This window comes from Mycobacteroides franklinii, from assembly GCF_002013895.1.
Lineage (GTDB): Bacteria > Actinomycetota > Actinomycetes > Mycobacteriales > Mycobacteriaceae > Mycobacterium > Mycobacterium franklinii.
In genome coordinates this window covers 231,437-253,763 of the sequence record NZ_MAFQ01000003.1, presented here as the reverse complement: position 1 = coordinate 253,763, position 22,327 = coordinate 231,437, and the positions used below count along the sequence as shown (strand labels likewise).

25 protein-coding genes, 4 tRNA genes and 1 pseudogene are annotated in these 22,327 nt (G+C 64.5%); 21 read left to right on the top strand and 9 right to left on the bottom strand.

Annotated elements, in window-relative coordinates:
- Window positions 1-21: 21 nt before the first annotated feature.
- Window positions 22-1,251 carry a menaquinone reductase gene (gene menJ / locus B4393_RS05085; RefSeq protein WP_078333191.1) on the bottom strand — a complete coding sequence of 410 codons (1,230 nt, stop codon included), beginning with the start codon at window positions 1,249-1,251 and terminating at the stop codon, window positions 22-24.
- Between the two features lie 38 nt (window positions 1,252-1,289).
- Between menJ and B4393_RS05080 the strand changes: the two genes are divergently transcribed.
- Complete coding sequence (locus B4393_RS05080) at window positions 1,290-2,276, top strand: polyprenyl synthetase family protein (protein WP_078333343.1); 987 nt, start codon at window positions 1,290-1,292, stop codon at window positions 2,274-2,276.
- A gap of 68 nt (window positions 2,277-2,344) precedes the next feature.
- Window positions 2,345-3,217, top strand: a complete 873-nt coding sequence (gene htpX, locus B4393_RS05075; protein ID WP_070939275.1) for a zinc metalloprotease HtpX — start codon at window positions 2,345-2,347, stop codon at window positions 3,215-3,217.
- Window positions 3,218-3,227: 10 nt separating this feature from the next.
- Here htpX and B4393_RS05070 read toward each other — a convergent pair whose 3' ends face one another.
- The gene (locus tag B4393_RS05070) at window positions 3,228-3,824 is read right to left on the bottom strand and encodes a TIGR03086 family metal-binding protein (RefSeq protein ID WP_078333190.1); all 597 of its coding nucleotides are present in this window, start codon (window positions 3,822-3,824) and stop codon (window positions 3,228-3,230) included.
- On the bottom strand, window positions 3,824-4,264 hold the full coding sequence (locus B4393_RS05065; RefSeq protein WP_078333189.1) for a PaaI family thioesterase: 441 nt from the start codon (window positions 4,262-4,264) through the stop codon (window positions 3,824-3,826). Before B4393_RS05065 ends, B4393_RS05070 begins: the two co-directional genes overlap by 1 nt.
- A gap of 49 nt (window positions 4,265-4,313) precedes the next feature.
- Between B4393_RS05065 and B4393_RS05060 the strand changes: the two are divergent.
- Window positions 4,314-4,914, top strand: a pseudogene (locus B4393_RS05060) (TetR/AcrR family transcriptional regulator).
- 12 nt (window positions 4,915-4,926) lie between these two features.
- On the opposite strand, the gene B4393_RS05055 reads toward B4393_RS05060, so the two are convergent.
- Window positions 4,927-5,292: a DUF4873 domain-containing protein gene (locus tag B4393_RS05055; protein ID WP_078333188.1), complete on the bottom strand. Its 366-nt coding sequence runs from the start codon at window positions 5,290-5,292 to the stop codon at window positions 4,927-4,929.
- A 135-nt stretch (window positions 5,293-5,427) separates the two neighbouring features.
- Between B4393_RS05055 and B4393_RS05050 the strand changes: the two genes are divergently transcribed.
- The 7 genes from B4393_RS05050 to B4393_RS05020 all read left to right on the top strand — a co-directional run bounded on the left by B4393_RS05050 (window position 5,428) and on the right by B4393_RS05020 (window position 12,536).
- Window positions 5,428-6,411 carry a diiron oxygenase gene (locus tag B4393_RS05050; RefSeq protein WP_078333187.1) on the top strand — a complete coding sequence of 328 codons (984 nt, stop codon included), beginning with the start codon at window positions 5,428-5,430 and terminating at the stop codon, window positions 6,409-6,411.
- Between the two features lie 107 nt (window positions 6,412-6,518).
- Window positions 6,519-7,502: an AurF N-oxygenase family protein gene (locus tag B4393_RS05045; protein WP_078333186.1), complete on the top strand. Its 984-nt coding sequence runs from the start codon at window positions 6,519-6,521 to the stop codon at window positions 7,500-7,502.
- Window positions 7,503-7,594: 92 nt separating this feature from the next.
- Window positions 7,595-9,199 (top strand): flavin-containing monooxygenase, encoded by a 1,605-nt coding sequence (locus tag B4393_RS05040; RefSeq protein WP_078333185.1) that lies wholly within the window; start codon window positions 7,595-7,597, stop codon window positions 9,197-9,199.
- Between the two features lie 32 nt (window positions 9,200-9,231).
- Window positions 9,232-10,095 (top strand): SDR family NAD(P)-dependent oxidoreductase, encoded by an 864-nt coding sequence (locus tag B4393_RS05035; protein WP_078333184.1) that lies wholly within the window; start codon window positions 9,232-9,234, stop codon window positions 10,093-10,095.
- Between the two features lie 10 nt (window positions 10,096-10,105).
- Window positions 10,106-11,173: a ferredoxin--NADP reductase gene (locus B4393_RS05030; RefSeq protein ID WP_078333183.1), complete on the top strand. Its 1,068-nt coding sequence runs from the start codon at window positions 10,106-10,108 to the stop codon at window positions 11,171-11,173.
- A gap of 37 nt (window positions 11,174-11,210) precedes the next feature.
- Window positions 11,211-11,702: a hypothetical protein gene (locus B4393_RS05025; RefSeq protein ID WP_078280569.1), complete on the top strand. Its 492-nt coding sequence runs from the start codon at window positions 11,211-11,213 to the stop codon at window positions 11,700-11,702.
- 21 nt (window positions 11,703-11,723) lie between these two features.
- Window positions 11,724-12,536: an RsiV family protein gene (locus B4393_RS05020; RefSeq protein WP_078333182.1), complete on the top strand. Its 813-nt coding sequence runs from the start codon at window positions 11,724-11,726 to the stop codon at window positions 12,534-12,536.
- Here B4393_RS05020 and B4393_RS05015 read toward each other — a convergent pair whose 3' ends face one another.
- A complete protein-coding gene (locus B4393_RS05015; RefSeq protein WP_078333181.1) occupies window positions 12,537-13,559 on the bottom strand; it encodes an NAD(P)H-dependent glycerol-3-phosphate dehydrogenase in 1,023 nt (340 codons plus the stop codon).
- Between the two features lie 34 nt (window positions 13,560-13,593).
- Here B4393_RS05015 and B4393_RS05010 point away from each other — a divergent pair, with 34 nt between their 5' ends.
- Complete coding sequence (locus B4393_RS05010) at window positions 13,594-14,649, top strand: TIGR03617 family F420-dependent LLM class oxidoreductase (RefSeq protein WP_078333342.1); 1,056 nt, start codon at window positions 13,594-13,596, stop codon at window positions 14,647-14,649.
- Between the two features lie 54 nt (window positions 14,650-14,703).
- Here the strand turns inward: B4393_RS05010 and B4393_RS05005 are convergent, their stop codons facing one another.
- Both B4393_RS05005 and B4393_RS05000 read right to left on the bottom strand, forming a co-directional pair.
- On the bottom strand, window positions 14,704-15,354 hold the full coding sequence (locus tag B4393_RS05005; RefSeq protein WP_078333180.1) for a LysE family translocator: 651 nt from the start codon (window positions 15,352-15,354) through the stop codon (window positions 14,704-14,706).
- A 12-nt stretch (window positions 15,355-15,366) separates the two neighbouring features.
- Entirely contained in the window at window positions 15,367-15,858 is a 492-nt protein-coding gene (locus B4393_RS05000) for a YajQ family cyclic di-GMP-binding protein (RefSeq protein ID WP_070938448.1), read from the bottom strand.
- 91 nt (window positions 15,859-15,949) lie between these two features.
- Between B4393_RS05000 and B4393_RS04995 the strand changes: the two genes are divergently transcribed.
- Window positions 15,950-16,032 (top strand) — tRNA-Tyr (locus B4393_RS04995).
- 67 nt (window positions 16,033-16,099) lie between these two features.
- Here the strand turns inward: B4393_RS04995 and B4393_RS04990 are convergent.
- Window positions 16,100-16,957, bottom strand: a complete 858-nt coding sequence (locus B4393_RS04990; protein ID WP_078333179.1) for a universal stress protein — start codon at window positions 16,955-16,957, stop codon at window positions 16,100-16,102.
- Between the two features lie 9 nt (window positions 16,958-16,966).
- A complete protein-coding gene (locus B4393_RS04985; RefSeq protein WP_078333178.1) occupies window positions 16,967-17,959 on the bottom strand; it encodes an Acg family FMN-binding oxidoreductase in 993 nt (330 codons plus the stop codon).
- Between the two features lie 173 nt (window positions 17,960-18,132).
- Here B4393_RS04985 and B4393_RS04980 point away from each other — a divergent pair, with 173 nt between their 5' ends.
- From B4393_RS04980 to secE, 9 genes are all read left to right on the top strand, one after another.
- Complete coding sequence (locus B4393_RS04980) at window positions 18,133-19,692, top strand: bifunctional aminoglycoside phosphotransferase/ATP-binding protein (RefSeq protein ID WP_109558382.1); 1,560 nt, start codon at window positions 18,133-18,135, stop codon at window positions 19,690-19,692.
- A gap of 50 nt (window positions 19,693-19,742) precedes the next feature.
- A tRNA-Thr gene (locus B4393_RS04975) sits at window positions 19,743-19,815 on the top strand.
- A gap of 38 nt (window positions 19,816-19,853) precedes the next feature.
- A tRNA-Met gene (locus B4393_RS04970) sits at window positions 19,854-19,930 on the top strand.
- A gap of 39 nt (window positions 19,931-19,969) precedes the next feature.
- Entirely contained in the window at window positions 19,970-20,137 is a 168-nt protein-coding gene (gene rpmG, locus B4393_RS04965; protein WP_030096611.1) for a 50S ribosomal protein L33, read from the top strand.
- 96 nt (window positions 20,138-20,233) lie between these two features.
- Window positions 20,234-20,704: a (3R)-hydroxyacyl-ACP dehydratase subunit HadA gene (gene hadA / locus B4393_RS04960; RefSeq protein WP_078333177.1), complete on the top strand. Its 471-nt coding sequence runs from the start codon at window positions 20,234-20,236 to the stop codon at window positions 20,702-20,704.
- On the top strand, window positions 20,704-21,135 hold the full coding sequence (gene hadB, locus B4393_RS04955; RefSeq protein WP_070938452.1) for a (3R)-hydroxyacyl-ACP dehydratase subunit HadB: 432 nt from the start codon (window positions 20,704-20,706) through the stop codon (window positions 21,133-21,135). The genes hadA and hadB overlap by 1 nt, the downstream gene beginning before the upstream one ends.
- A gap of 2 nt (window positions 21,136-21,137) precedes the next feature.
- Window positions 21,138-21,608, top strand: a complete 471-nt coding sequence (locus B4393_RS04950; protein ID WP_078280550.1) for an FAS1-like dehydratase domain-containing protein — start codon at window positions 21,138-21,140, stop codon at window positions 21,606-21,608.
- Between the two features lie 168 nt (window positions 21,609-21,776).
- Window positions 21,777-21,849 (top strand) — tRNA-Trp (locus tag B4393_RS04945).
- Between the two features lie 47 nt (window positions 21,850-21,896).
- A complete protein-coding gene (gene secE, locus B4393_RS04940; protein ID WP_070938454.1) occupies window positions 21,897-22,316 on the top strand; it encodes a preprotein translocase subunit SecE in 420 nt (139 codons plus the stop codon).
- The last annotated feature ends 11 nt before the right edge of the window (window positions 22,317-22,327 follow it).

The following is a 22,327-nucleotide window of genomic DNA, read 5'->3' as shown; positions in this document are numbered from 1 at the left end:
GCACGACATGTCTGCTCGCGGTTAGGAAAAGGGCGGGCGGGAATCGAGATGCCGTGAACCGGCACCGGCAACTCGCCAGGCACGCGCGATCACATCGTGATCCTCGTCGGTCACAAGATTCCCCATGAGGCGCACGGCAATCCGCATCAGTACCGCCGAACGCATGCCGACCGGCCCCATGACGGGCAGGAAGCGCGGCAAGGTGAGCAGCGAAGCGAGCCGCCGCGCGATCGAGAATGACCGGCCGTACCGATCCCGCAGCAGCTCGGGCCACAGCAGCGAGTAATCGTCGGCATCGAGCACTTCGGCCGCCAGGTGACCGGTCTCGAGCCCATAGTCGATGCCCTCACCGTTGAGTGGATTGACACACGCCGCGGCGTCGCCGATGAGCATCCAGTTGGGACCGGCCACGCCGGAGACCGCGCCACCCATCGGCAGCAGCGCCGACGCTATCGATTGCAGCCGCCCGCTGAGGCCGAAATCCTCGCGTCGCAGCTCGGTGTAGTACTCGATGAGCGGACGCAACGCCGCGTCGGCGGGGCGTTTCGAGGTGGCGAGTGCGCCGACGCCGATATTGATCTGTCCGCCGCCCAGCGGGAAGATCCAGCCGTATCCGGGCAGCACGTCGCCCTCGGGCGAGCGCAGCTCCAGATGCGAGGTCATCCATTCGTCGTCGCCACGCGCCGACTCGATGTACGCGCGCCCGGCGACGGCATACACGGTGTCCTTGTGCCACTCACGTCCAAGGACTTTCCCGAGGGTGGAGCGCACCCCGTCGGCGACGATGACGGCCTTGCACGCGATCTCTCCCGGCCCGCTGTCGTCGAGCACTCGCACCGAGGTCACTCGGCCCGCAGCGTCGCGTTCCACGTCAACAGCCTTGGTGGACTCGGCCATCTTGGCGCCGGAGTCGACGGCCACCTGCCGGATCTTGTCGTCCAGTTCGGTGCGGCGTACCGCACTGCCGGTGCCCCCGAAAGACGGCCCGGGCCAGGGTACTTCGAGATTGCCGCCGAAGCCGTGCAGGCGCAGGCCTCGGTATCGGATGTGCTCGTCGAGCCATGTACGCAAGCCCAACAACTCGAGCTGTTCGACGGCGCGCGGGGTCAGTCCGTCGCCGCAGGTCTTGTCTCGGGGGAACACCGCCGAATCGACCAGGACCACTTCACGGCCGGAGCGGGCCGCCCATGCCGCGGCCGCTGATCCGGCTGGGCCGGCACCGATGACGACCAGGTCCGCTGAGGTCTGCACCTTCCCAGTATGTTGGACCGGTGAGTAACTCGACCACGGTGGCCGGAGTTGACCTCGGTGATCCCGTATTCGCCGCCAAGGTGCGCGACCATTTGGCCGCCATCGAAACCCTCATCGTGACCGAGCTGGGGCAGTCGGACCCGCTGTTGACGGAGTCTGTGCTGCACCTTTTCCACGCCGGCGGTAAGCGTTTCCGCCCGCTGTTCACGGTGTTGGCGGCGCAGACCGGGCCCGATCCGGACAACGACGAGGTGATCCTCGCCGGTGCGGTGTGCGAGCTCATCCATCTGGCCACGCTGTACCACGACGATGTCATGGACGAGGCGCAGAAGCGCCGTGGAGTGCCCAGCGCCAACGCGCGGTGGGGCAACAACGTGGCGATCCTCGCTGGGGACTATCTGCTGGCCACAGCCTCCCGGCTGGTATCCCGGCTGGGTCCGGCGGCCGTGCGTATCGTCGCCGAGACATTCGCCGAGCTGGTTACCGGCCAGATGCGTGAGACCGTCGGGGTGCCCGTGGGCGGTGACGAGACCGAGCATTACCTCAAGGTCATCCACGAGAAGACCGGGTCACTGATCGCGGCGGCGGGTCGGTTTGGCGCGATGACGTCGCGCTGCGATGAGGAGCAGATCGAACGGCTGAGCCGCCTGGGCGCCATCGTCGGCACCGCCTTCCAGATTTCCGACGACATCATCGACATCGAGAGCCTCACCGACGAGTCGGGCAAGACACCCGGCACGGACCTGCGTGAGGGAGTGCACACCTTGCCGATGCTGTACGCCCTGCGCGATACCGGTCCCGGCTCCGACCGGCTGCGCACCCTGCTGGCGGCGCCCATCGCCGACGATGCCGAGGTGGAGGAGGCGCTCACCCTGCTGCGGGCCTCCAACGGACTCACGCAAGCCAAGGCCGTGGTCATCGATTACGCCGACCGTGCCAAGGCCGAGCTGGTGGAGCTGCCACCGGGTGGTGCCCGCGACGCGCTGGCTGTGCTCATCGAGTACACCGTTCGCCGTCACGGGTAGCGCGCCTGGAACCCGAGCGGCCCCTTCTTCGTTAGCTTGAGTGACACCGAGTAACGAGGAGGATGAACATGCCGGCGGCAGGATCTAGCCACGCCAACGGGCTCAAGACAGTGCTGCTGCTGGGTGGCATGTCGGCGATGATCGTGTTCATCGGCTCGCTGTTTCACAGCCCGAGCATCTTGTTGCTGGCGGTTCTGTTCGCCGTGGGCATGAACGCGTATGTGTACTTCAAGAGCGACACCCTGGCGCTGCGCGCCATGCATGCCCAGCCGGTGACCGAGTTGCAGCAGCCCGCCATGTACCGGATCGTGCGGGAGCTGGCGACCGTCGCTCGCCAACCGATGCCCCGGCTGTACATCAGCGATACCAATGCGCCCAATGCGTTCGCCACGGGCCGCAATCCCCGCAACGCTGCGGTGTGTTGCACCACCGGCATTCTCGAACTGCTCAGTGAGCGTGAATTGCGCGCGGTGCTGGGCCACGAACTCTCACACGTCTACAACCGCGACATCCTGATCTCCAGTGTCGCTGGAGCTCTGGCCGCCGTCATCTCGGGGCTGGCCAATATGGCGATGTTCATGAACTTCTTCGGCGGCGGTGACGAGGACCGTCCCAATCCCTTTGCGCTGTTTTTGGTTTCGATGCTAGGGCCCATTGCCGCCACGGTGGTGAAGATGGCCGTGTCTCGTTCGCGCGAGTATCAGGCCGACCAGTCCGGTGCCGAGTTGACGGGTGATCCGCTGGCACTGGCCTCGGCGCTGCGCAAGATTTCCGGCGGGGTGCAGGCCGCACCGCTGCCGCCCGAACCACAGCTGGCCAGTCAGTCGCACCTGATGATCGCCAACCCGTTCCGGGCCAGTGACCGGATGGCGTCGCTGTTTTCGACGCATCCCCCGATGGCCGATCGCATTGCGCGCCTTGAGGCTATGGCCCGCTTCTAGCCTCGATGGACTACCCGACCGGACGTCCGCTCAGCGCTGCCAGCCGGTCGAGTATCGGCGCATCCGCGGCAACGGGCTGCGGGGTACCGAACTTCCCCGACCGGGCGAATGCAGCGGCAAGTTTCTCCACGAACCCGAGCGCGTTCTGGACGAGGTCGAGTGGCAGGTCCGCGGGAATTCCGGTGGCCTGCGCCAGATCCCAGCCGTGCGTCACCAGGTCGGCCATGCGGACCTGAAGTTGCCTTTCGCCGGTGGTGTGCGCGAATGGGCCGGGATAGGTCTGATCCAGCACGCCGGGACGTGCCAGCGCGTCACTCAGCGCCTGCGCTGATCGGCGGTAGGCGGCCGCCGGGTCGTCGCAGGTGTCTCCGCCGGGGCCACCGAAGCGTTCGGCCAGTGAGTAGTTCACCTCGACGAGATGGTCCACCAACTGGCGCAGATTCCATTCCGCACACGGCGTCTCGGCATCCCACTGGTCCGGGTGCACCGCCGCGATCAGCGCCTCAATGGCCGCCGAAGCGCGCGTGAAGTCGTCGGCGCTCGTTTGTGCTCGACCTTCTTCGCGCGAGCCGCTCATCATCGCCCGATCCTCTTCGCGCGCGCTCATCAGCGGTACACCATGACAGTGGTGGTGCCATGCGCTACCAACCTGCCCTGGGAGTCCACGACCTTGCCCTCGGCCGTCGCCACTCGGCGTCCCGGGTGCAGCACGGTGCCCGTGGCGATCAGGCGTTCGCCGTCGACGGGGACGGTCCGAACGTAGTTGACCTTGAGTTCGAGTGTCCCGTAACCGATTCCGGGTTCCAGGGTGGAGTGCACGGCACAGCCCAGCACCGAATCGAGCAGCGTGGCGCAGATACCGCCGTGCAAGGTGCCCAGCGGATTGGCGAAATCAGGCCGGGTCACCACGCTGAACGAGACCGACCCGAACTCGATCTCCTCCAGCTGCATCCCGAGCAGACGGGCCATGGGAGGCATCCCCTCCACCGTCCCGCCCATGCTGCGCAGTAGCTCCAGTCCGGACAGGTTCTCGATTTCCGTGGTCATGGCCACCCTTCCGCGTAGACTGATTGGTCCATGCCGACGGTAGCAGGGCATGGACCGATTGGTCCATATCGGGTGAGGAGGACGAGGTGACACCGGGTCCACGGCAACGGCTGATCGACAGTGCGATCGCGATGATGCGTGAACGCGGGGTGCATGCCACCGGCCTTGCTGACCTGCTGAAACGCAGCGGCACTGCGCGTAACTCCATCTATCAGCACTTCCCGGAGGGCAAGGCGGAGCTCATCGCGGCGGCCGAGCGCGAGGCGTCGGAGCTTGCCAACGGATTCCTGGACGCGCTGCGGGTCCGGGGAGACGCCGAATACCTCCTGACGAAGTTCATCGCATGGTGGGTCAAACAGCTCGAGACCCACGATTTCGACACCGGCTGCCCCCACGCCGCGGCCGCGCTCGCCGGGCCGGGGGAGGGGCAAATCCGTGCCGCGGCGCACGATGCCTTCGTGGCGATGCGGGCCCGGCTGGCGGAGTCCTTTCGTGATTCGGGGGTGACCGAAGGCGTCGACAGCCTGGCATCGCTCACGGTCAGCGCGATCGAAGGTGCGCTGTTGCAGGCGCAGGCCGCGCACTCGGTACAGCCGCTGCGCGAGGTTGAGCATGAGCTGATTGCACTCATCCGTGCGCGGGCACGTTAAGGGCGAAAGCCCTTATTCTGCTTGGATTTCCGAGAGATCGGTGGGCACGTGGAACGGTGGAGTGCTCTTCCCGATGACTCGGTACCGATTCCATGGGTCGGGGTCGCCGATGAACGCATCGCGGGCGCTGTGTGTGGTGCGGATGGTTGCCTTGACGCGCGCCTCGTCTCCGACGATCGCGCTCAGCTGGTCGTTCGGCCTGATACGGCCGATCCAGCGGAAGACGCCGTCGATCGGCTCGCTATAGCCCTTCAGTTCCAGCTCGACCGGGATGTCGACACCGCGAACGGTCACTGTCGCTTCGCCGATGTAGTCCGAATCGTCGTGCGGGCTGTGGGTGAAGACGCTGTTGGCGTCGTCCTGGCGGGGCAGGCTCATGACTCTCCGTCCGGCTTGGTTGCCTCTTGACAATCGGGACACCGCCCCGACAGACTCGCTGACATTGTCGTAACAAACAGTACCCCATACTTTTGGGTACGGATACTTGATCTTGGCTGATCAGAAGGCAGTGACGTGACGTCCAGCAGTTACAAAGACATCAATTACGCCGACCGTGAATTCACCCCGGCCACCACGGTCGATGGCGAGGTGCCTACTCGGCGGCGGCGAGTGGGCGATCGACTGAAGACCGCTCGCAGGCTGCTCTTCGAGGCGACGGAACTCAGCTATGACCCCGAGCTGGATATCGATTGGGATGCGCCGCTGGACTCGGGCAAGCACTGGCTGGCCGCACCTCGGGTATCGATCTATGGCACATCGGAGTGGGATGCGCTTTCGGTTGCGCAGCAAGGGGAATTGGCGCGCCGAGAGCTGGTCAGTCTGCTCAGTTTCGTGATGGATGCACAGGGCGCACTGGCGTCGCTGATGTTCCGCGATGTCATCGAGGGCAACACCCTGGCCGACGATTACACACGGTTCCTGTTGGCCAGTGTCCGCGATATCAGCCGCAACGCCACCATGGTCGGCCGGCTGATCAACAAAACGGGGCTGGAGCTGCAGCCCGCTCCCATGGTGGTGCAGCGTCTGCAGCGGTTCTGCGTTCCGCTCATTCCGCACGGCCCGCTGGGGCGCGGTTTCGTTCTGTTGTTGCACAGACTGATTCATGAGTTGATGGGCGAGCTTGAGGCCGATGAGCTGGCTCAGCCAGTGGTCCGGCAGGTCGCGAAGATCTGTGTTCTGGTCAGCCGTCGTCAGCTCGAGTTCGCCGAGGACGAGCTGTACCGAGCTACGGACACCCGCAAGTACCTCCCGGCGGCCTGGGCGGACGTATCACTCGCGCTGCTGACGGTGTTGGTGACGTCATTGATCGTCCGGCCGCAGGTCTACGCCGGCGTGGGCCTGACCTCGAGGAGGGGGCGCCGCGCGGCCGCGCGCAGCGAGAAAATTCGCCACCGGAATGTGGTGCTGCTGGGTCGATACTTCGACGTCGCCGAGGGTGCGGGGATGTTCAGAACTGCTGCTGCACGGGCGATTCTCGGAGGTCATGGGCTTCTTTGACGTCGCGTGAGGCATTGACAAACCGGCGCGCGAGGATGAGACTCAGGTTAGCGGTATGAAGAGTAACGGATACTTAAAGTAATGAATAAAACGGGAGGGCGGGATCAATGACGACCATCGACCAGCCAAGGGCTCTGCACGAGGCCGGCGCCTCGTCGGTACGGGGCAAGTCCGTCGGGGATCGGGAGAAGACCGCGCAACGGCTGTTGCGGTCGGCCGCGGAACGCGCCTACGACGGCGAGGTCGATATCGACTGGGACGCCCCGGTGGTGCCCGGCTTGTACTGGGCCACGCCGCGCCGGACGTCGCTGTACGGCACCAAGCTGTGGGACAAGCTGACTCAGGAACAGCGCATCGAGCTGACGCGCCATGAGCTGGGCTCCGTGTTGAGCTTCGGTATCTACGTCGAGACCGGTCTCAGCGCCATGCTGTGGCGGCAGGTTGTCGAGCAGAATGGGGGAGCGACCGATCACGGCCGCTATGCGCTGACCGAGATCAGCGAAGAAGCACGGCACTCCACCATGTTTGGCCGCCTGGTGAATAAGCTCGGCATCGAGCCGTACACCTATCCGAAGTTCGCGACGCGCGTCATCCGGCTCCTCGGTTTGGTACCACTGGGCCCCTCGGGGCTCGGCACCCTGCTGCTGGTCGAGGAGGTGCTGGACCGTGCGCAGCGGGAAACGATGATGGATGAGACGGTGCAGCCGCATGCCCGTCAGCTCATGAAGATCCACGTGCTGGAAGAGGCGCGGCATATCACTTATGCGCGTGAGGAACTGGTCCGACAGATCGCCGAGCGGGGACCGGTTTCCAACGCGTTCCATCGAGCGGTCTTCGCCCTGTCCGTGATCGGTATCTATCCGGTGCTCTTCAATCCGAAGGCCTACCGGTCGGTGGGAATCCATCCTCTCCGTGGTTTGTTTACCTTCCTGACCTCCCCGCATTATCGCGAAAATGCGACCTGGGTTTCGGAGCCCCTGATGCGTTTCATGCACGAGATCGGTTTCCTGGACGGCAAATTCACCGGCCGACTGCTGCGGATGTCCCGCGCGATGCCCGAAGACATTTTGGCCGAGATCAAGGCGCGGTAAGCGCGGCAATCGAACTGGCTCGTTGCCGGTGCAATGAGCCAGGTTCAGCCATGTCCAGGGTCCACCCGTGAAACAGAAAGAGATTGCACCACATGACTGTTACCGAAGCATCGCGCGAAGAGGAGCAACCCGGAACCGCAGACGATAGCGGTTCGTCGGAGCCCATCCGCATTCGCGCGTTGATTGTCGGCACGGGGTTCTCGGGCATTGGCGCGGGAATTGCCTTGCAGAGAATGGGAGTACCGTTCCTCATCCTTGAGAAGGCAGGCGAGGTAGGCGGAACATGGCGCGATAACACCTATCCCGGTGCGGCATGTGATGTGCCTACCCATCTGTATTCTTTCTCCTTCGAGCCGCGATCGAACTGGGAACAGCTTTTCTCCCGGCAGCCCGAGATCTTTGACTACCTGAAGGAAGTCGCCGCCAAATACGGCCTTTATCGGCACGTCACCTTCAACACACGCGTCACCCGCGGGTACTGGGACGAGGACGAGTACCGCTGGCACGTTTTCACCGATAGCGGCCAGGAGTACATCTGCCAGTTCCTCATCTCGGGGGTCGGTGCCCTGCACATCCCGAGCATCCCGGGGATCGAGGGCCTTGACCGCTTCGAGGGACCGGTCTTCCACTCGGCGCAGTGGAACCATGACTTCGACCTGACCGGCAAAAAGGTCGCGGTAATCGGTACGGGCGCCAGCGCTATTCAGTTTGTCCCCGAGATTGTCGGGAAGGTCGGTGAGCTGAAGCTGTTTCAGCGCACTCCGCCGTGGGTGCTGCCACGCACCAATGTCGAGTTCGGCACATTGGCCAAACGGGCGTTCGCGAGTGTTCCCGGCCTGCGCGCGCTGTTCCGCAGCAGCATGTACTTCGGCGCAGAGGCCGGTGCGTACGCGATGAATCGCAGGCCTGCCTTGTTGAAAGGTGTTGAGCTGCTCGGCCGTGCGTACATCAAGAGCCAGATCTCCGATCCAGAAGTACGCCGGAAGGTGACACCCGATTACCGCGCGGGGTGCAAGCGCCTGTTGGGATCTGGGACGTACTACAAGGCCATCGATAACCCGAAAACGGAATTGGTCACCGAGTCCATCACCGGGGTGACCGCGGACGGCGTCATCACCAGTGACGGGATAGAACGCAAGGTCGACGCCATCATCTTCGGCACCGGTTTCCACGTCACCGACTCGTACAAGTATCTGGACCTGAAGGGGCAGCGCGGTGAGGACCTCGGCGACCGTTGGTCGAGGGAAGGGGTCGCCGCTCACCGCGGCATCACCATCGCCGGCATGCCCAACCTCTTCTTCCTCCTCGGGCCCAATACGGGCCTGGGCCACAACTCGATCGTGTTCATGATCGAATCGCAGATCCACTACGTCACCGAGGCGATCAAACGCGTCGACGAGGCGTACGCCCAGGCGATTGTGCCCACCCGCGAGGCCCAGGACCGCTTCAATGCCGAGGTCCAACGCAAGCTGGAGGGCTCGGTGTGGAATAGCGGCGGTTGCCAGAGCTGGTACCTCGATGAGCATGGCAAGAACCGGACACTGTGGTCGGGATTCACCTTCGAATACTGGTCGCAGACAAGAAAAGTCGACCCCACCGAGTACGAGTTCGAGGGTGCGGTGCGCCCGGCTGTTCGCAAGACCGTTCCCCTGGTGAACGGGCCCCGGCAGACGTCGCCGAGCATGGCCACAAACTAGCCGTTTTCCCCGTCCCACAGAAGCGAGAAACGATGAAGGACTTCGACAACAAGGTCGCCGTAATCACCGGTGCCGGTTCGGGTATCGGCCGCAGCCTGGCGTTGGCACTGGCGCAGCGCGGTGCGCGGCTGGCACTCTCGGACATCGACACCGCCGGGGTGGCCGACACCGCGGGACGTTGCGAGAAAGCAGGTGCGACCGCGATCCCGTTCGAACTCGATGTCGCCGACCGCAGCGCCGTCTACGCCCATGCCGCCGACGTCAAGAGCGAGTTCGGTCAGGTCAACCTGGTGTTCAACAACGCCGGGGTGGCGCTTTCGGCCGATGTCAAGGACATGGAATGGGATGACTTCGACTGGTTGATGAATATCAACTTCTGGGGAGTCGCCCACGGCACCAAGGCCTTCCTGCCGCATCTGATCGAGTCCGGCGACGGTCATCTCGTCAACGTGTCGTCGGTGTTTGGATTTATGGGTATACCTTCCCAGAGTGCCTATAACGCAGCGAAATTCGCTGTTCGCGGCTTCACCGAGGCGCTGCGTCAGGAGATCCGGGCGGCGAAGTACCCCGTCGGTGTCACCTGTGTGCACCCCGGTGGCATCAAGACCAACATCGCATCGAGCGCGCGCGGTATCCCAGAGGGCGTCGACCGGGAAACCGTCCGGAAAGGATTCCAGCTCGCGGCCATCACCCGGCCGGACTCGGCCGCACGGATCATTCTGCGTGGGGTGGAGAAGAATCGGCCACGCGTGTTGATCGGTCCCGATGCCAGGGTGTTCGACGCCATACCGCGCGTCATCGGACCGCGCTACGGGGACCTGATGGCGCCCTTCTATGGAATCGGCAAGTACGGGGTCGGCAAAAAGATCGCGGCACGCTTCGGTATCGAGCTCTAGGCGGCGGCCGATGACAGACATCGCTACTCCCGACGCGCGCAGGGTGACCGGAAATCCTCATGTTCACTCTCTCGAGGTCGTCGAGATCATCAGGGAGACAGGGGATGCCGTTTCCCTGGTGTTCGAAGTGCCGGATGCACTCGTCGACGCTTTCCGCTACCGGCCGGGCCAGTTTCTGACGCTGAAGGTCCCCAGTGAGCGGACCGGCTCGGTGGCCCGCTGTTACTCGTTGTCCAGTTCACCGCACCTTGACGACGACCTCGTGGTCACCATCAAACGCACCGACGGCGGGTATGCGTCGAACTGGCTGTGCGACAACGTCGGTGTTGGAGACCACATCACCGTGCTGACTCCCTCCGGGGTCTTCGTTCCGCGCTCGCTGGACGGCGACTTCTTGCTGATTGCCGCCGGAAGCGGCATCACCCCGATGCTGTCCATCGCCAAGTCGGTGCTGCTCGGTGGTGCGGGAACCGTGTATCTCTTCTACGCGAACCGCGACGAGCAGAGCGTGATCTTCGGCGCCGAGATCGACGACATCATGGTGGAATTCCCGGATCGGCTGCGCGTCGTGCACTGGCTCGAAGCCGAACGCGGCCTGCCCACCCGCGACGCCATGTCCGAGATGTTCACCGCCTACACGCGGTACAGCACGTACATCTGCGGCCCCGCACCGTTCATGACGGAGGCCCGGGCCGCGTTGTCGGCCGTCGGAATGCCCGCCAAGCACATTCACATCGAGCTCTACCAGTCCCTCTCCGGTGACCCGTTTGCCGACATCGTCATCCCGCACGGTGGCGAGGATGCGGCCCGGGCGACTGTGGAGCTCGACGGCACACAGGTCACCGTCGAGTGGCCCAGGAACACCCCGCTGCTCGATGTGCTGCTCGCGCAGGGCATCGACGCGCCGTACTCGTGCCGCGAAGGTGCGTGCAGTGCGTGCGCCTGTACCGTGCGCCGCGGCGAGGTGCGGATGCTGCGCAACGACACCCTGGTCGAGGCTGACCTCGCGATGGGGTTGACCCTCGCATGTCAGGCCATTCCGGTCACGGACAGTGTCGATATCGCCTTCGACCAGTAGCCGCGAGATCGCGCGCGAACTTGGATATGGTCACGGGATGCGTATCCTGCCCATCCTTGGCGCTGTGACCGGCGTCGTCGCTGCCGTGATGTTGGCAGGCACGGCGACCGCCGATCCGGACACCCCGAATCCCCTTGACCCGTCCGGGCTTCCGAATGTCAACGGACTCACCCCGGTGTCGCCGCTGGAGTACAGCACGTTGGCCGACACCGCGTACGGCTTCACCATTCCCGGTGGAATCTCCTGTCTGATCAAGCGCGCCGACGCGAGCTACGGCTGCAGCGGTCCGTTGCCCGGGGCTCCCAACGGAGCGAACCTCGTCAGCGGCAGCAATGCCCCCGGTTTCGCGAGCACCGATCGGCCGATCTACGGCCTCGGAGGCGAGCCGTTCAAGCCACTGCCGCCGGGATCCCGGCTCAGCTACCGCGAAGTGAGTTGCGGTCTGGATGGGGGCGGCACGCTGACCTGCGTCAACAATCGCTGGCAGAACGGCTTCGTGGTAGGCCCGGGTGGCAGCTACACGACGTAGCGGCCGGTTAGATTGGTTCCCATGCGTTTCGGGTACCTACTGACCGCCGTCCTGTGCGGTGTCGTCCTCGTCGGTTGTGATCGGGGAGAGGCGCCCAGGGAAACATCCGCCCCGGAGTCCACCAGCGCGTCGGAATCCGCCACGGCATCGCCCACTGTCCGCGTCGATCCGAGCGGCGAGGCCGCGTGCCCGAAACACGGCGGCCGCTGGGACGCCGCACAAGGCTGCGTCATCGACGAGGCCACGCCGCAGGCGACGCAGCATCTGGTGATTCCCGTGCAATGGGATTCGTCGTTTCCCGAACTGCAGCGGGCGGTGGATGACACCGTGGCGGATGTTCGCGCCAGCTTCCGCAAGTCCGTCGAACGCGCCGGCGCCCCACCCGAGGGAAAGCCCTGGGCGCTTCAGCTCAGCTTTGAGGCGTATCAGGGCAAGGGCGTGCATCCCTCCGATAGCGTGCGGTTCTCGATCAGCGAGTCACTTGGTGGCTATCACCCGGGGTTCGCGTTTCGCACCCTCGCCTTCGACCGCACCACCAAACGGCCCATCACCCTGGACACGCTGTTGATCGATCCCGCGGCCGCGCTGCCGAAGGTCGCGGCGCTGGTCCGGCGCGACCTGCGTGCACAGCTCGGCGGTATCGGCACCGAATTCGTCGACACCGGAACGGATCCGGAACCGGGGAATTTCAAGGACTTTTCGCTGGACGGTGACGCGCTGCTGTTCTCGTTCGAGCCGTACCGAGTGGCGTCCTATGCCGAGGGACCGATGCAGAGCCGGGTTGCGCTGTCCGAGCTGCGCGATGTGGTGAAGCCCGAGTACTTGCCGGCGTGATCAGAATCCGGTGCCGTGTACCTCATGGCCGGGCGTCTCGGCCATGAGCCCGCGGTAGGCCTGCTCCACCGTGGAGCCGTGATTGATCACTCCGTCGACCTCGCGGGCGATCGGCATTTGGATGCCGTACTCCTCGGCAAGGGTCATCACCACCGAGGATGCCTTTACCCCCTCGGCGACCTGATTCATCGATTCGATGATCTCATCGATGGTCTTGCCCTTGCCGATCTCCTCACCCACGTGCCGGTTGCGGCTGCTGGGGCTCGTGCAGGTCACGATGAGGTCGCCCAGCCCCGCCAGGCCGGGGAACGTCTCGGGATCGCCGCCCATGGCCACCCCGAGTTTGGTCATCTCGCGCAGGGCCCGGGCGATCACCATGGCGCGTGTGTTCTCGCCGATCCCGATCGCGTAGCCCATCCCGCTGGCGATGGCGAAGACGTTCTTGAGTGCGCCCGCCATCTCGACGCCCACTACGTCATTGGTGCTGTACACGCGAAAGCGTGAGGTGCGGAAAAGCTCGCCCAGGCGGTCCGCCTGGTGCTGATCGGGCATCGCGACCACACCGGCGGCCGCATATCCGCGGGCCACCTCCTTGGCGATGTTGGGGCCGGCCAGAATGCCCGCTGGATGCCCGGGGAGTACTTCCTCGATGATCTGCGACATCCGCATCCGTGAACCCTGCTCGAGGCCCTTCACCAAGGAGACGATGGGCACCCACGGGCGCAGGGATTGCCCGATCTCGGTGAGCACCTCGCGGAAGCTGTGTGAGGGAACCCCCATGATCACCACATCGGCCTGTTCGACGGCCTCGTGCAGATCCGACGTGGCGCGCAGACTCTCGGTCAGCTCCACCTCATCGGTCAGGTACCGCGAATTACGGTGCCGCTCATTGATATCGGCGACAGTCTCGGGGGATCGGGCCCACTGCAGCGTGGGACTGCGCCGCGCCACGATCGAGGCCACTGTGGTGCCCCAGGATCCGCCACCGAGGACGACGACTTGCGGTTCACGAAGTGCTGCCATGCTCGCCAGGGTATGGGCCCTGTGCGCCTCCAATATGCAGTTCGGCAATATGAGTGAGGTGTTGATCGACGTGACGCTCACAACCGGGTTGAACACCATGGCCACCGATGCCTCCGAGGCCGAGGAATCCGGGTACGCCGGCATCTGGACCTTCGAAGGTGCGCACGACCCCTTCCTGCCGATACTGCTGGCGGCCGAGCACACCAAGGATGTCGTGCTGGGCACTTCGATCGCTGTCGCATTTGCGCGAAATCCCATGTTGCTGGCCAATATTGGCTGGGATCTGCAGGCGTACTCGGGCGGCCGATTCATCCTGGGGCTCGGCACGCAGATCAAACCGCACATCACCCGCCGGTTCGACATGCCGTGGAGCAGTCCCGCCGCGAGGATGCGGGACATGGTGCTCGCGGTGCGCGCCATCTGGCAGTCGTGGCAGGAGCGCGGAGCGTTGGACTATCGCGGCGAGTTCTACCAGAACACCCTCATGACGCCGATGTTCATGCCCGATCCGGCTGAGGTGAGCGCCTTTGGCCCGCCGCCGATCTGGCTGGCCGGTGTCGGCAGTGGGATGACAGCGGTGGCCGGCGAAGTGGCCGACGGGTTCATGTCACACCCGTTCTGTACACCCGACTACCTTGCGCAGGTCACGCGACCGACCCTGGACCGCGGCGCCGCGAAAGCCGGAAAGACGCTCGCCGACATCCAGATCCACCACTCGCCGATGATCGTCATCGGGCGCGACGACGCCGAGCTGGTACATGCGCGCGCAGCGGTGCGCAAACAGCTGGCGTTTTACGGATCCACACCGGCCTACTGGCCGGTGCTGGAACTGCACGGCCGAGCGGATGTCGGGCCGAAACTCAAAGAGCTGTCCAAACAAGGTGAATGGGATGCGATGGCCACTCTGATCGACGACGAGTTCGTCGACACCGCGGCCATCACCGTCACCGACGCCGCGCAGGGTGCGCACGAATTAGCACGCCGCTACGGCGATCTGGTGCACCGGTTGGGCTTCAACACCCCGTATCGGCCCGATCGCGAGTTGCTGGCCGCGCTGCTGGGGGCCTGCCGCCGAGACTCCGGTTTCTGACGCGTTTCGCGAGTAGCTCCGCCGAAACGCGGCGTGTCGATGGCGGGGCAGGGGTCAGGACGATGTGCCCGAGATCGCCACGCCGGCACCCAGCCCGACGATCATGAGGCCGCCGGCGCCTCCCACCGCCTCCAGCCGGCGGGGCGAACGCGCGAACCAATCGCGGGCGCTGGCGGCGAGCAACGCCCAGCAGCTGTCGGACACCATGGCCATCGCGACGAACACCAGGCCGAACTCAAAAATCTGCGCCGTGACCGAGCCCACAGACGGGTCGGCGAACTGCGGCAGCACCGCGGCGAAGAACAGCGCGGTCTTCGGGTTGGTGATACCGACGAGGAACCCTTGCCGGAATACCCGCTGCCGGCCGACGGCGGCGGGCTGGCGGGCGTTGAGCGCCTCAACGAGTGACTTGCGGTCTCGGAATGCTTGCACGCCAAGGTAAATCAGGTAAGCCGCGCCGGCCAGCTTCACGGCCGTGAGCGCCCAGGAGGAGGCGGCCAGCAGTGCGCCCAGCCCGGCCGTCGTGAGCACCAGGAACACGGCGGTGCCGGCCGTGTTGCCCAACACACTCACCAGGCCGGATCGACGGCCCAGGCTCAGCGAGCGGCCCACCGTGAACAGCACGCTCGGCCCGGGGATCACGATGAGCGCGTACGCCACCACCGCGAAACCGATGAGATGCGCGGGGGTCACGGCGGGAATCATCGGACCATCGTCTTACCGGTAGTTGACGAACTGCAACGCAATATCGAGGTCGGAGCCCCTCAGCAGTGACTGGACGGCCTGCAGGTCATCGCGCTTCTTGCTCGAAACCCGGATCTCTTCGCCCTGGACCTGCGACTTGACGCCCTTGGGGCCTTCGTCGCGGATGAGCTTGTTGATCTTCTTGGCGTTCTCGGCGTCGATGCCCTGTTTGAGGGTCCCGGTGAGCCGGAAGGTCTTGCCGCTGGGCTGCGGGTCACCGGCGTCGAAGGCCTTCATGCTGATATCGCGGCGGATCAGCTTCTCCTTGAAGACGTCGACGGCCGCCTTCAAGCGCTCCTCGGTGGAGCTCACCAGTTCGATGGCCTCTTCGCCCTTCCAGGCGATGGTGGTGTCGGTGCCGCGGAAATCGAAGCGAGTGGTCAGCTCCTTGGCCGCCTGGTTTAGCGCGTTGTCGACCTCCTGGCGATCGATCTTGCTCACGATGTCGAATGATGAATCCGCCATGACTGCTCCCTCTTTCTGCTCTTCGTATGTTCCGTATCCAGTCGGTTTGCGTTGGCCCGACCCTATCGTTGTATCCTGCATCGTCTGATAAGGCGGGTTGCCCGAGCGGCCAATGGGAGCGGACTGTAAATCCGTCGGCTTACGCCTACGCAGGTTCGAATCCTGCACCCGCCACACTGCTCAGGCCCCCTCACGAGGGGGCCTGATTGCATTTCCGGGGTCGAGACCGCGCCGGTGAGGCCTACAACAGCCGCTGGCGCGCCGCGATCAGCACCGAGCAGTGCGTCCGGCCAAGCACACCGGACCCGTTGGGGCCGACCAATTCCTGCACATGAGCCGTGTCACCGGCCCCGACGACGACCAGCTGCACGGTATGCCCATGGCGTTCCAGGTAGTCCAGCGTGCCGCCCACCGGATCGAGCGCGCGGATGTCCAGATCGGGATACCGCACCCGCAACGGCGCCAGACGCCGCTCCACCTGGACTGCTGCCATGCGACGGTCGCCGCGGGGCAGGGTGGCGACCCGTTGGCCGGACCGCGCGGTCGGGCGATGGCGCAGCAGGACACGCATCGGCGCACCGCGCAGCCGTGCTTCGTGAGCGGCCAGCTCCAAGGAGGCTGCCGACTCGTGCGACTCGTCGATCTCCACCACCACCGCGGGAGTCGTGCCGAGTGGTGACTGGCCGTCACGGATCACCGCGACCGGGCAGCGCGCCGACGGGAGAACCTCGGCGGCGGTGGACCCGACCGTGCGGGTGTCGGAGCCGCTGATGCCGATCGCTCCCACGCAGAGCATGACGGCGCTGCGTGAGGCGTCCAACAGCACGTCAGCCACTCGGCCATGCCGGATCTCGGCCTCGATCTTCACCGGCTTGCCGGTGGCGCCGATCTCACGGAACACGTGTCGCACGGCCGTCCCGGCGGGACTGCGTTCGTGGCTGAACTCCGGGAACTCGGGCTGAGGTGCCACATGAACCAGGCGTAGCGGCACTCCGCGGTGCAGCGCCTCGTCGACTGCCCAGAGCGCGGCCCGGACCGCCGACCGTGACCCGTCGATACCGACCACCACCGCGGATCCGCGCGCACGGACTTCGCTCATGGCCGTGCGCTAGCCGCGAATCTCGAACACATCGGCAAGGGACCGGCGTGGTGTCGGTGGCGGGATACGACCGAACGGTGGCGCCATCCCCACCCGGATCAACGCCTGCGGGTGCGTCCTGCCGATGGCGGTGCCGACGACTTCTCGACTCGCGGTCAGCTCCAGCATGTGGGTGATGGTGCAGGTGGCCATGCCGGCGAGCGTCGCCTCCAGCAGTACTTCCGAGAGCAGCTCGCCGCAGCGCAGGAGATTTTTCGGGGTATCTCTGGCCGTGGACAACGCCAGCACCCGCGCCTGGTCCTCCCGTAGGCCGGGCCGTGAGGTCCGTTCCGTCACGACGGGGAAGGTGCGGCCGATATCGACGCGATCGCTCTCGGTCGCCGAGACCAGCGCGCTGCGCGGAACTCCGTCGTTCAAGGCGAACGGTGCTGTCCACCAGTCGAGTTCGGTCTGGTAGGCGGAGTCGTAGATGCGCAGCGCGTCACTGAGTGCCGATGCGTCGGCCAACTTCGGCCGCGTGATGTCATCGATCACGTCCAAGATGACCGTCCTGTCGGCGATCACCGCGTTCAGCATTCGGGCGAACTGCGACCAGTTGGGCGGAGCCTCGAAGGGCAGACGGTCGGTCCGCCGCTGCAGGATCGCGTCGGCACGCCGACGATCCCCCACCACCACAACGGAGCTGGGGGAGAAGGTGATGGCGGCCAGATGGTCCGGGTTGTCGGGGTCCGGGATCCGCTCCACGCGGGACATCCAGCCGGCCGATGCCATCGCGACCCGGAAATGATCCAGCGCTGCCCCGCAGCTGATGATTGCCTCGCGTCCGGCACCGTCGGTTCGTGTGACACATCGGGTGCGGTCCAGATACAGGTGCAGATCGCCCGGCCCGGACCCAAGGTCGGCAATCCAGCGCCACGGTTGCGTGTTATGCAAAGACGGTGCCCGGCAGGCAAGTTGGATCGCGGTCTGGATGACGTCAATGTGAACCATTGTCTTGGGCATGTCGGCTCCGCTCGGCTGGTGGTGATATCGACTCTTGGTGACCTACCCGCGCATGGACAGGGCACTTGGTCACCGGCCATGTGCCCCAGGTCCTCGCGTTGGCGACGCGGGGCACGTGCCCCGCGCCTCGGATGGGAAGAACTGGTGACTTCCGGCCCATAGATTGGGGGCCCATGGCCGGATGTCCGCACCGGCTGCCCCGCAACGATGAGGTCATGCGCTCACTACGATCGACCATCAGCCCCACCTCCGTCGGTGCGGAGATACGCGAAACACACACGGGTATCGTGATTTTGGTCGGAGGATTGGCCTACAAGATCAAAAAACCGGTGGTGACGAACTTCCTGGATTTCAGTACCCCCGAGCTTCGTGAAAGGGCTTGTGCCCGTGAGGTGGCACTCAACAGTCGGATCTCGCGCGACAGCTATGTCGGCGTCTCACACCTCACCGGTCCCGACGGCGAATCGGGCGAACCGGTCGTAGTGATGCGGCGCTACCCGGACTCCACGCGGCTGTCGGCGATGGCCAAGTCCAAACGGGTGACCAAGGCGGACCTGGACGCGATCGCCCAGGTATTGGCGGCGTTCCATCAGCGGGCCGATCGCAGTCCGTCGATCGACGAGGCGGGATCTCTCGATGCCATCGTCGATCGGTGGGAGGACACCGTGACGGCCTTGGAGAAGTACGCGGGGACGGTGCTCGCCGCCGATGATGTGCGTCTGGTCCGCACGTTGGCGACGCAGTTCATCTCCGGGCGCGCCGTGCTTTTCGCGCAGCGCGTGGCCGACAAGAGAATCGTCGACGGGCACGGAGATCTGATGGCCAGCGATATCTTTTGCCTGCCCAACGGGCCGGTCCTGCTGGATTGTCTGGAGTTCGACGACCGGCTGCGTCACGTGGACGGTCTGGACGATGCGGCGTTTCTGGCGATGGATCTGGAGTTTTTGGGGCGCCGGGATTTGGGTGACTATTTCATGAACCGGTACGTGGAGTTGTCCGCAGACACGGCGCCGGAGCCCTTGCGGCACTTCTACATTGCCTATCGTTCGCTGGTGCGTGCCAAGGTGGACTGCGTCCGGTTCATCCAGGGGCAACGGTCGGCCGCGGCGCGGGCGGCCAAACACATGGCGATGGCGCTGAACCACCTGGGGGCCGCGACCGTGCGGCTGGTGCTCGTTGGCGGTGGCCCGGGCACGGGCAAGAGCACCTTGGCCCGTCGCATATCGGAAGATATTGGTGCCCAGGTGATTTCAACGGACGAGGTGCGTCAACAACTGCATCGACTCGGCGTCATATCCGGAGGGAAGGGCGTGCTGGACGCCGGGCTGTACTCGGCGGAGAACGTGTGTGCCGTGTACGACGCGGTACTACGGCGTGCACGCCTGTCGTTGGCGAGCGGCCACACCGTCATCCTGGACGGAACCTGGCGCAGTCCTCGGCACCGACTGCGCGCGCATCAGCTCGCCTACGAGGCAGGCGCACCCATGGTGGAGTTCCTGTGCATGGCACCGCTGATCACCGCGCAACATCGAGTGGCCACCCGCCATGACGGGATGTCGGATGCCACCGGCGATATCGCGGCGGCGCTGGGCACCGAATTCGTCGGACCAGACCACGGGTGGAGCGAGGCGCATGTGATCGATACCCGACTACCGTTGGACCGATCGACTGCCGAGGCCGAGGATTTGTGCAGGCAGGCGCTGTACGCGCCGGTGCCGTGCCACCCCCGATAAGCCGTTTTGGTTCCGCCGACGTCAACGGGTACCCTCGTGAGGGCTTTAATGCCCCCTTAGCTCAGTCGGTAGAGCGTTTCCATGGTAAGGAAAAGGTCAACGGTTCGATTCCGTTAGGGGGCTCGGTGGACGGAAGGCGGAAACGCCGGCTCTGTCTGCGGGGCGGTGTAGCTCAGCTGGTTAGAGCGCACGACTCATAATCGTGAGGTCGGGAGATCGAGCCTCCCCACCGCTACCACCCGAACCTAGAGACAACGAACGAAAGAGGGCAACTGCAGTGGCCTCCAGCACAGACGTCCGGCCCAAGGTCACCTTGGCTTGTGAGACGTGCAAGCACCGTAACTACATCACCAAGAAGAACCGGCGCAACGACCCGGACCGGCTGGAACTGAAGAAGTTCTGCCCGAACTGCGGATCGCACCAGCCTCACAAAGAGTCGCGCTGACGCGCTTCCCTTTGCTCTTCCCGTGTCGTCTCAACGCGACACGAATAGGCAAGCCTTACTTGGTATCGGTCAACATCAGTAGGTAGGTTCCGCCCCGTGGCTTTATCGCAAGATCTCGTCGGAACGCACTACCGATACCCCGACCACTATGTGGTCGAGCGGGAGAAGATCCGCGAGCACGCCGAGGCGGTGAAGAGCGAGCACCCTGCTCATCATGACGAGGCAGGTGCCGCGGCTCTTGGCTACGATTCTCTCGTCGCCCCGCCTACCTTTCTGTGCATCTTTGGCTACACCGCACAGGCGGCTTTCTTCGAGGACGCAAACATCGGAATCAAGGACGAGAAGATCGTCCAGGTCGACCAGGAGCTCAAACTCCTGCGCCCGATCAGGGCCGGCGACAAGCTGTACTGCGATGTGTACCTCGACTCGATCCGACGCTCGTTCGGTGCCGACATCATCGTCACCAAGAGCCTGATCACCAATGACAAGGGTGAGCTGGTGCAGGAGCTGTTAACGACTCTTGCCGGGCGCACTGCAGAAGACGGAGAAGAAGGCGGGTTCAACTGATGGCATTGCGTGAGTTCAGTTCGGTCAACGTGGGAGATCAGCTGCCGGAGAGGACCATCCCGCTGACCCGGCAGGATCTGGTGAACTACGCCGGAGTCTCCGGCGATCTCAACCCGATCCACTGGGACGACGAGACCGCCAAACTGGTCGGGCTCGAGGACGGTGCCATCGCCCACGGCATGCTGACCATGGGCCTGGGTGGCGGGTATGTCACCGAGTGGATTGGTGACCCGGCGGCGGTGACCGAGTACAACGTGCGCTTCACCAGCTTCGTCACCGTCCCCAACGACGGTGTCGGCGCCGAGATCATCTTCAACGGTCGCGTGAAGTCGGTCGACGCGGACAGCAAGTCGATCACCATCGCGCTGACCGCCACCACCAATGGCAAGAAGATCTTCGGGCGCGCTATCGCGACTGCGACGCTGGCGTAGTCATGGCGCTTCAACTCGATATCGTCGGAATGACGCATAAGTACTCGAGGACCTATGTGGTGGGACGGGAGAAGATCCGCGAGTTCGCGCAGTCGGTCAAGGCCGTGGACCCGGCCAGCCTCGATCCGAAGGCGGCGGCCGAACTCGGACACGACGGCCTCATCGCGCCCCTGGCTTTCCCCGCGGTGATGGCCCTGCTGGTGCAGAAGGAATTCTTCCGCACCTATGACGTCGGTATGGACACCATGCAGATCGTGCATTCCGAGCAGAAGTTCGTGTACCACAAGCCCATCACCGAGGGTGATGAACTGTCGTGCGACTTCCAGGTCGACTCCCACAAGGAGGCCTTCGGCGTGGACATTGTGACCACCCGCAACATCGTGCGCGATCAGAATGGCGAGCTGGTCATGGAAGCGTTCACCACCCTGATGGGCCGCGACTCGGATCGAATGGCCGATATCAAGCTCATCTGAGAAGAGAGCTCGCTGATCGGTGTTGGATCGGTGGGCAATTTCAGTCTGGAGCTGGCCGCGGGGTACACTCGAGATTCGGGGTTTTCCCATAACAACGCGCCTGTCGGCTACTCGGGAGGCGCGTGTGTTGTGTGAGGCCCCCGACCACCGGGTTGGCGTGCCAGCCTTAGGGGTGTAGCTCAACTGGCAGAGCAGCGGTCTCCAAAACCGCAGGTTGCAGGTTCAAGTCCTGTCACCCCTGCAACACCCTGGAGTAAGAACTAGGGAAACAGAGAGGTACGGAAGGGAATGAGCGACGAGCTAGACGAGCCCGACATCGGCACCGCCGATAGCGACCGGGCCGTCGCCTCGACCAAGCCGCTTCGCCCGACGGGTAAGCGGACCCGCCGTGCTGATTCCTCGACCGCGGCTACGGAGCTCACCGAATCTGGTGCCTCCGAGACCGGTGAGGTGAAGAAGAAGGCTGGGAAGAACAGTCGGAAGCCTGCCGCGAAGAAGGACAAGACGGGGCCATCGCGCAACCCGTTGGTCCAGCTTTGGGTGTTTCTCCAGCAGGTGGTCGCTGAGCTGCGCAAGGTCATCTGGCCGAACCGCAAGCAGATGGTCAGCTACACCACGGTGGTGCTGGTCTTCCTGGTGTTCATGGTGACCCTGATCGGCGTGATTGACCTGGGCCTGGCCCGGCTGGTCATGCTGGTGTTCGGGTAATAGAAAGACGA

Coding starts and splice junctions, on each gene's coding strand:
- B4393_RS05020 (WP_078333182.1), top strand. CDS start 11,724: ATGCGTTTCGGGTACCTACTGACCGCCGTCCTGTGCGGTGTCGTCCTC.
- B4393_RS04980 (WP_109558382.1), top strand. CDS start 18,133: ATGGCCGGATGTCCGCACCGGCTGCCCCGCAACGATGAGGTCATGCGC.
- B4393_RS05035 (WP_078333184.1), top strand. CDS start 9,232: ATGAAGGACTTCGACAACAAGGTCGCCGTAATCACCGGTGCCGGTTCG.
- B4393_RS05065 (WP_078333189.1), bottom strand. CDS start 4,264: ATGACCACGGAAATCGAGAACCTGTCCGGACTGGAGCTACTGCGCAGC.
- B4393_RS04990 (WP_078333179.1), bottom strand. CDS start 16,957: ATGAGCGAAGTCCGTGCGCGCGGATCCGCGGTGGTGGTCGGTATCGAC.
- htpX (WP_070939275.1), top strand. CDS start 2,345: ATGCCGGCGGCAGGATCTAGCCACGCCAACGGGCTCAAGACAGTGCTG.
- hadB (WP_070938452.1), top strand. CDS start 20,704: ATGGCATTGCGTGAGTTCAGTTCGGTCAACGTGGGAGATCAGCTGCCG.
- B4393_RS05025 (WP_078280569.1), top strand. CDS start 11,211: ATGCGTATCCTGCCCATCCTTGGCGCTGTGACCGGCGTCGTCGCTGCC.
- B4393_RS05000 (WP_070938448.1), bottom strand. CDS start 15,858: ATGGCGGATTCATCATTCGACATCGTGAGCAAGATCGATCGCCAGGAG.
- B4393_RS05055 (WP_078333188.1), bottom strand. CDS start 5,292: ATGAGCCTGCCCCGCCAGGACGACGCCAACAGCGTCTTCACCCACAGC.
- B4393_RS05070 (WP_078333190.1), bottom strand. CDS start 3,824: ATGAGCGCGCGCGAAGAGGATCGGGCGATGATGAGCGGCTCGCGCGAA.
- B4393_RS05010 (WP_078333342.1), top strand. CDS start 13,594: ATGCAGTTCGGCAATATGAGTGAGGTGTTGATCGACGTGACGCTCACA.
- B4393_RS05005 (WP_078333180.1), bottom strand. CDS start 15,354: ATGATTCCCGCCGTGACCCCCGCGCATCTCATCGGTTTCGCGGTGGTG.
- B4393_RS04950 (WP_078280550.1), top strand. CDS start 21,138: ATGGCGCTTCAACTCGATATCGTCGGAATGACGCATAAGTACTCGAGG.
- B4393_RS04985 (WP_078333178.1), bottom strand. CDS start 17,959: ATGCCCAAGACAATGGTTCACATTGACGTCATCCAGACCGCGATCCAA.
- B4393_RS05015 (WP_078333181.1), bottom strand. CDS start 13,559: ATGGCAGCACTTCGTGAACCGCAAGTCGTCGTCCTCGGTGGCGGATCC.
- B4393_RS05030 (WP_078333183.1), top strand. CDS start 10,106: ATGACAGACATCGCTACTCCCGACGCGCGCAGGGTGACCGGAAATCCT.
- B4393_RS05045 (WP_078333186.1), top strand. CDS start 6,519: ATGACGACCATCGACCAGCCAAGGGCTCTGCACGAGGCCGGCGCCTCG.
- secE (WP_070938454.1), top strand. CDS start 21,897: ATGAGCGACGAGCTAGACGAGCCCGACATCGGCACCGCCGATAGCGAC.
- B4393_RS05040 (WP_078333185.1), top strand. CDS start 7,595: ATGACTGTTACCGAAGCATCGCGCGAAGAGGAGCAACCCGGAACCGCA.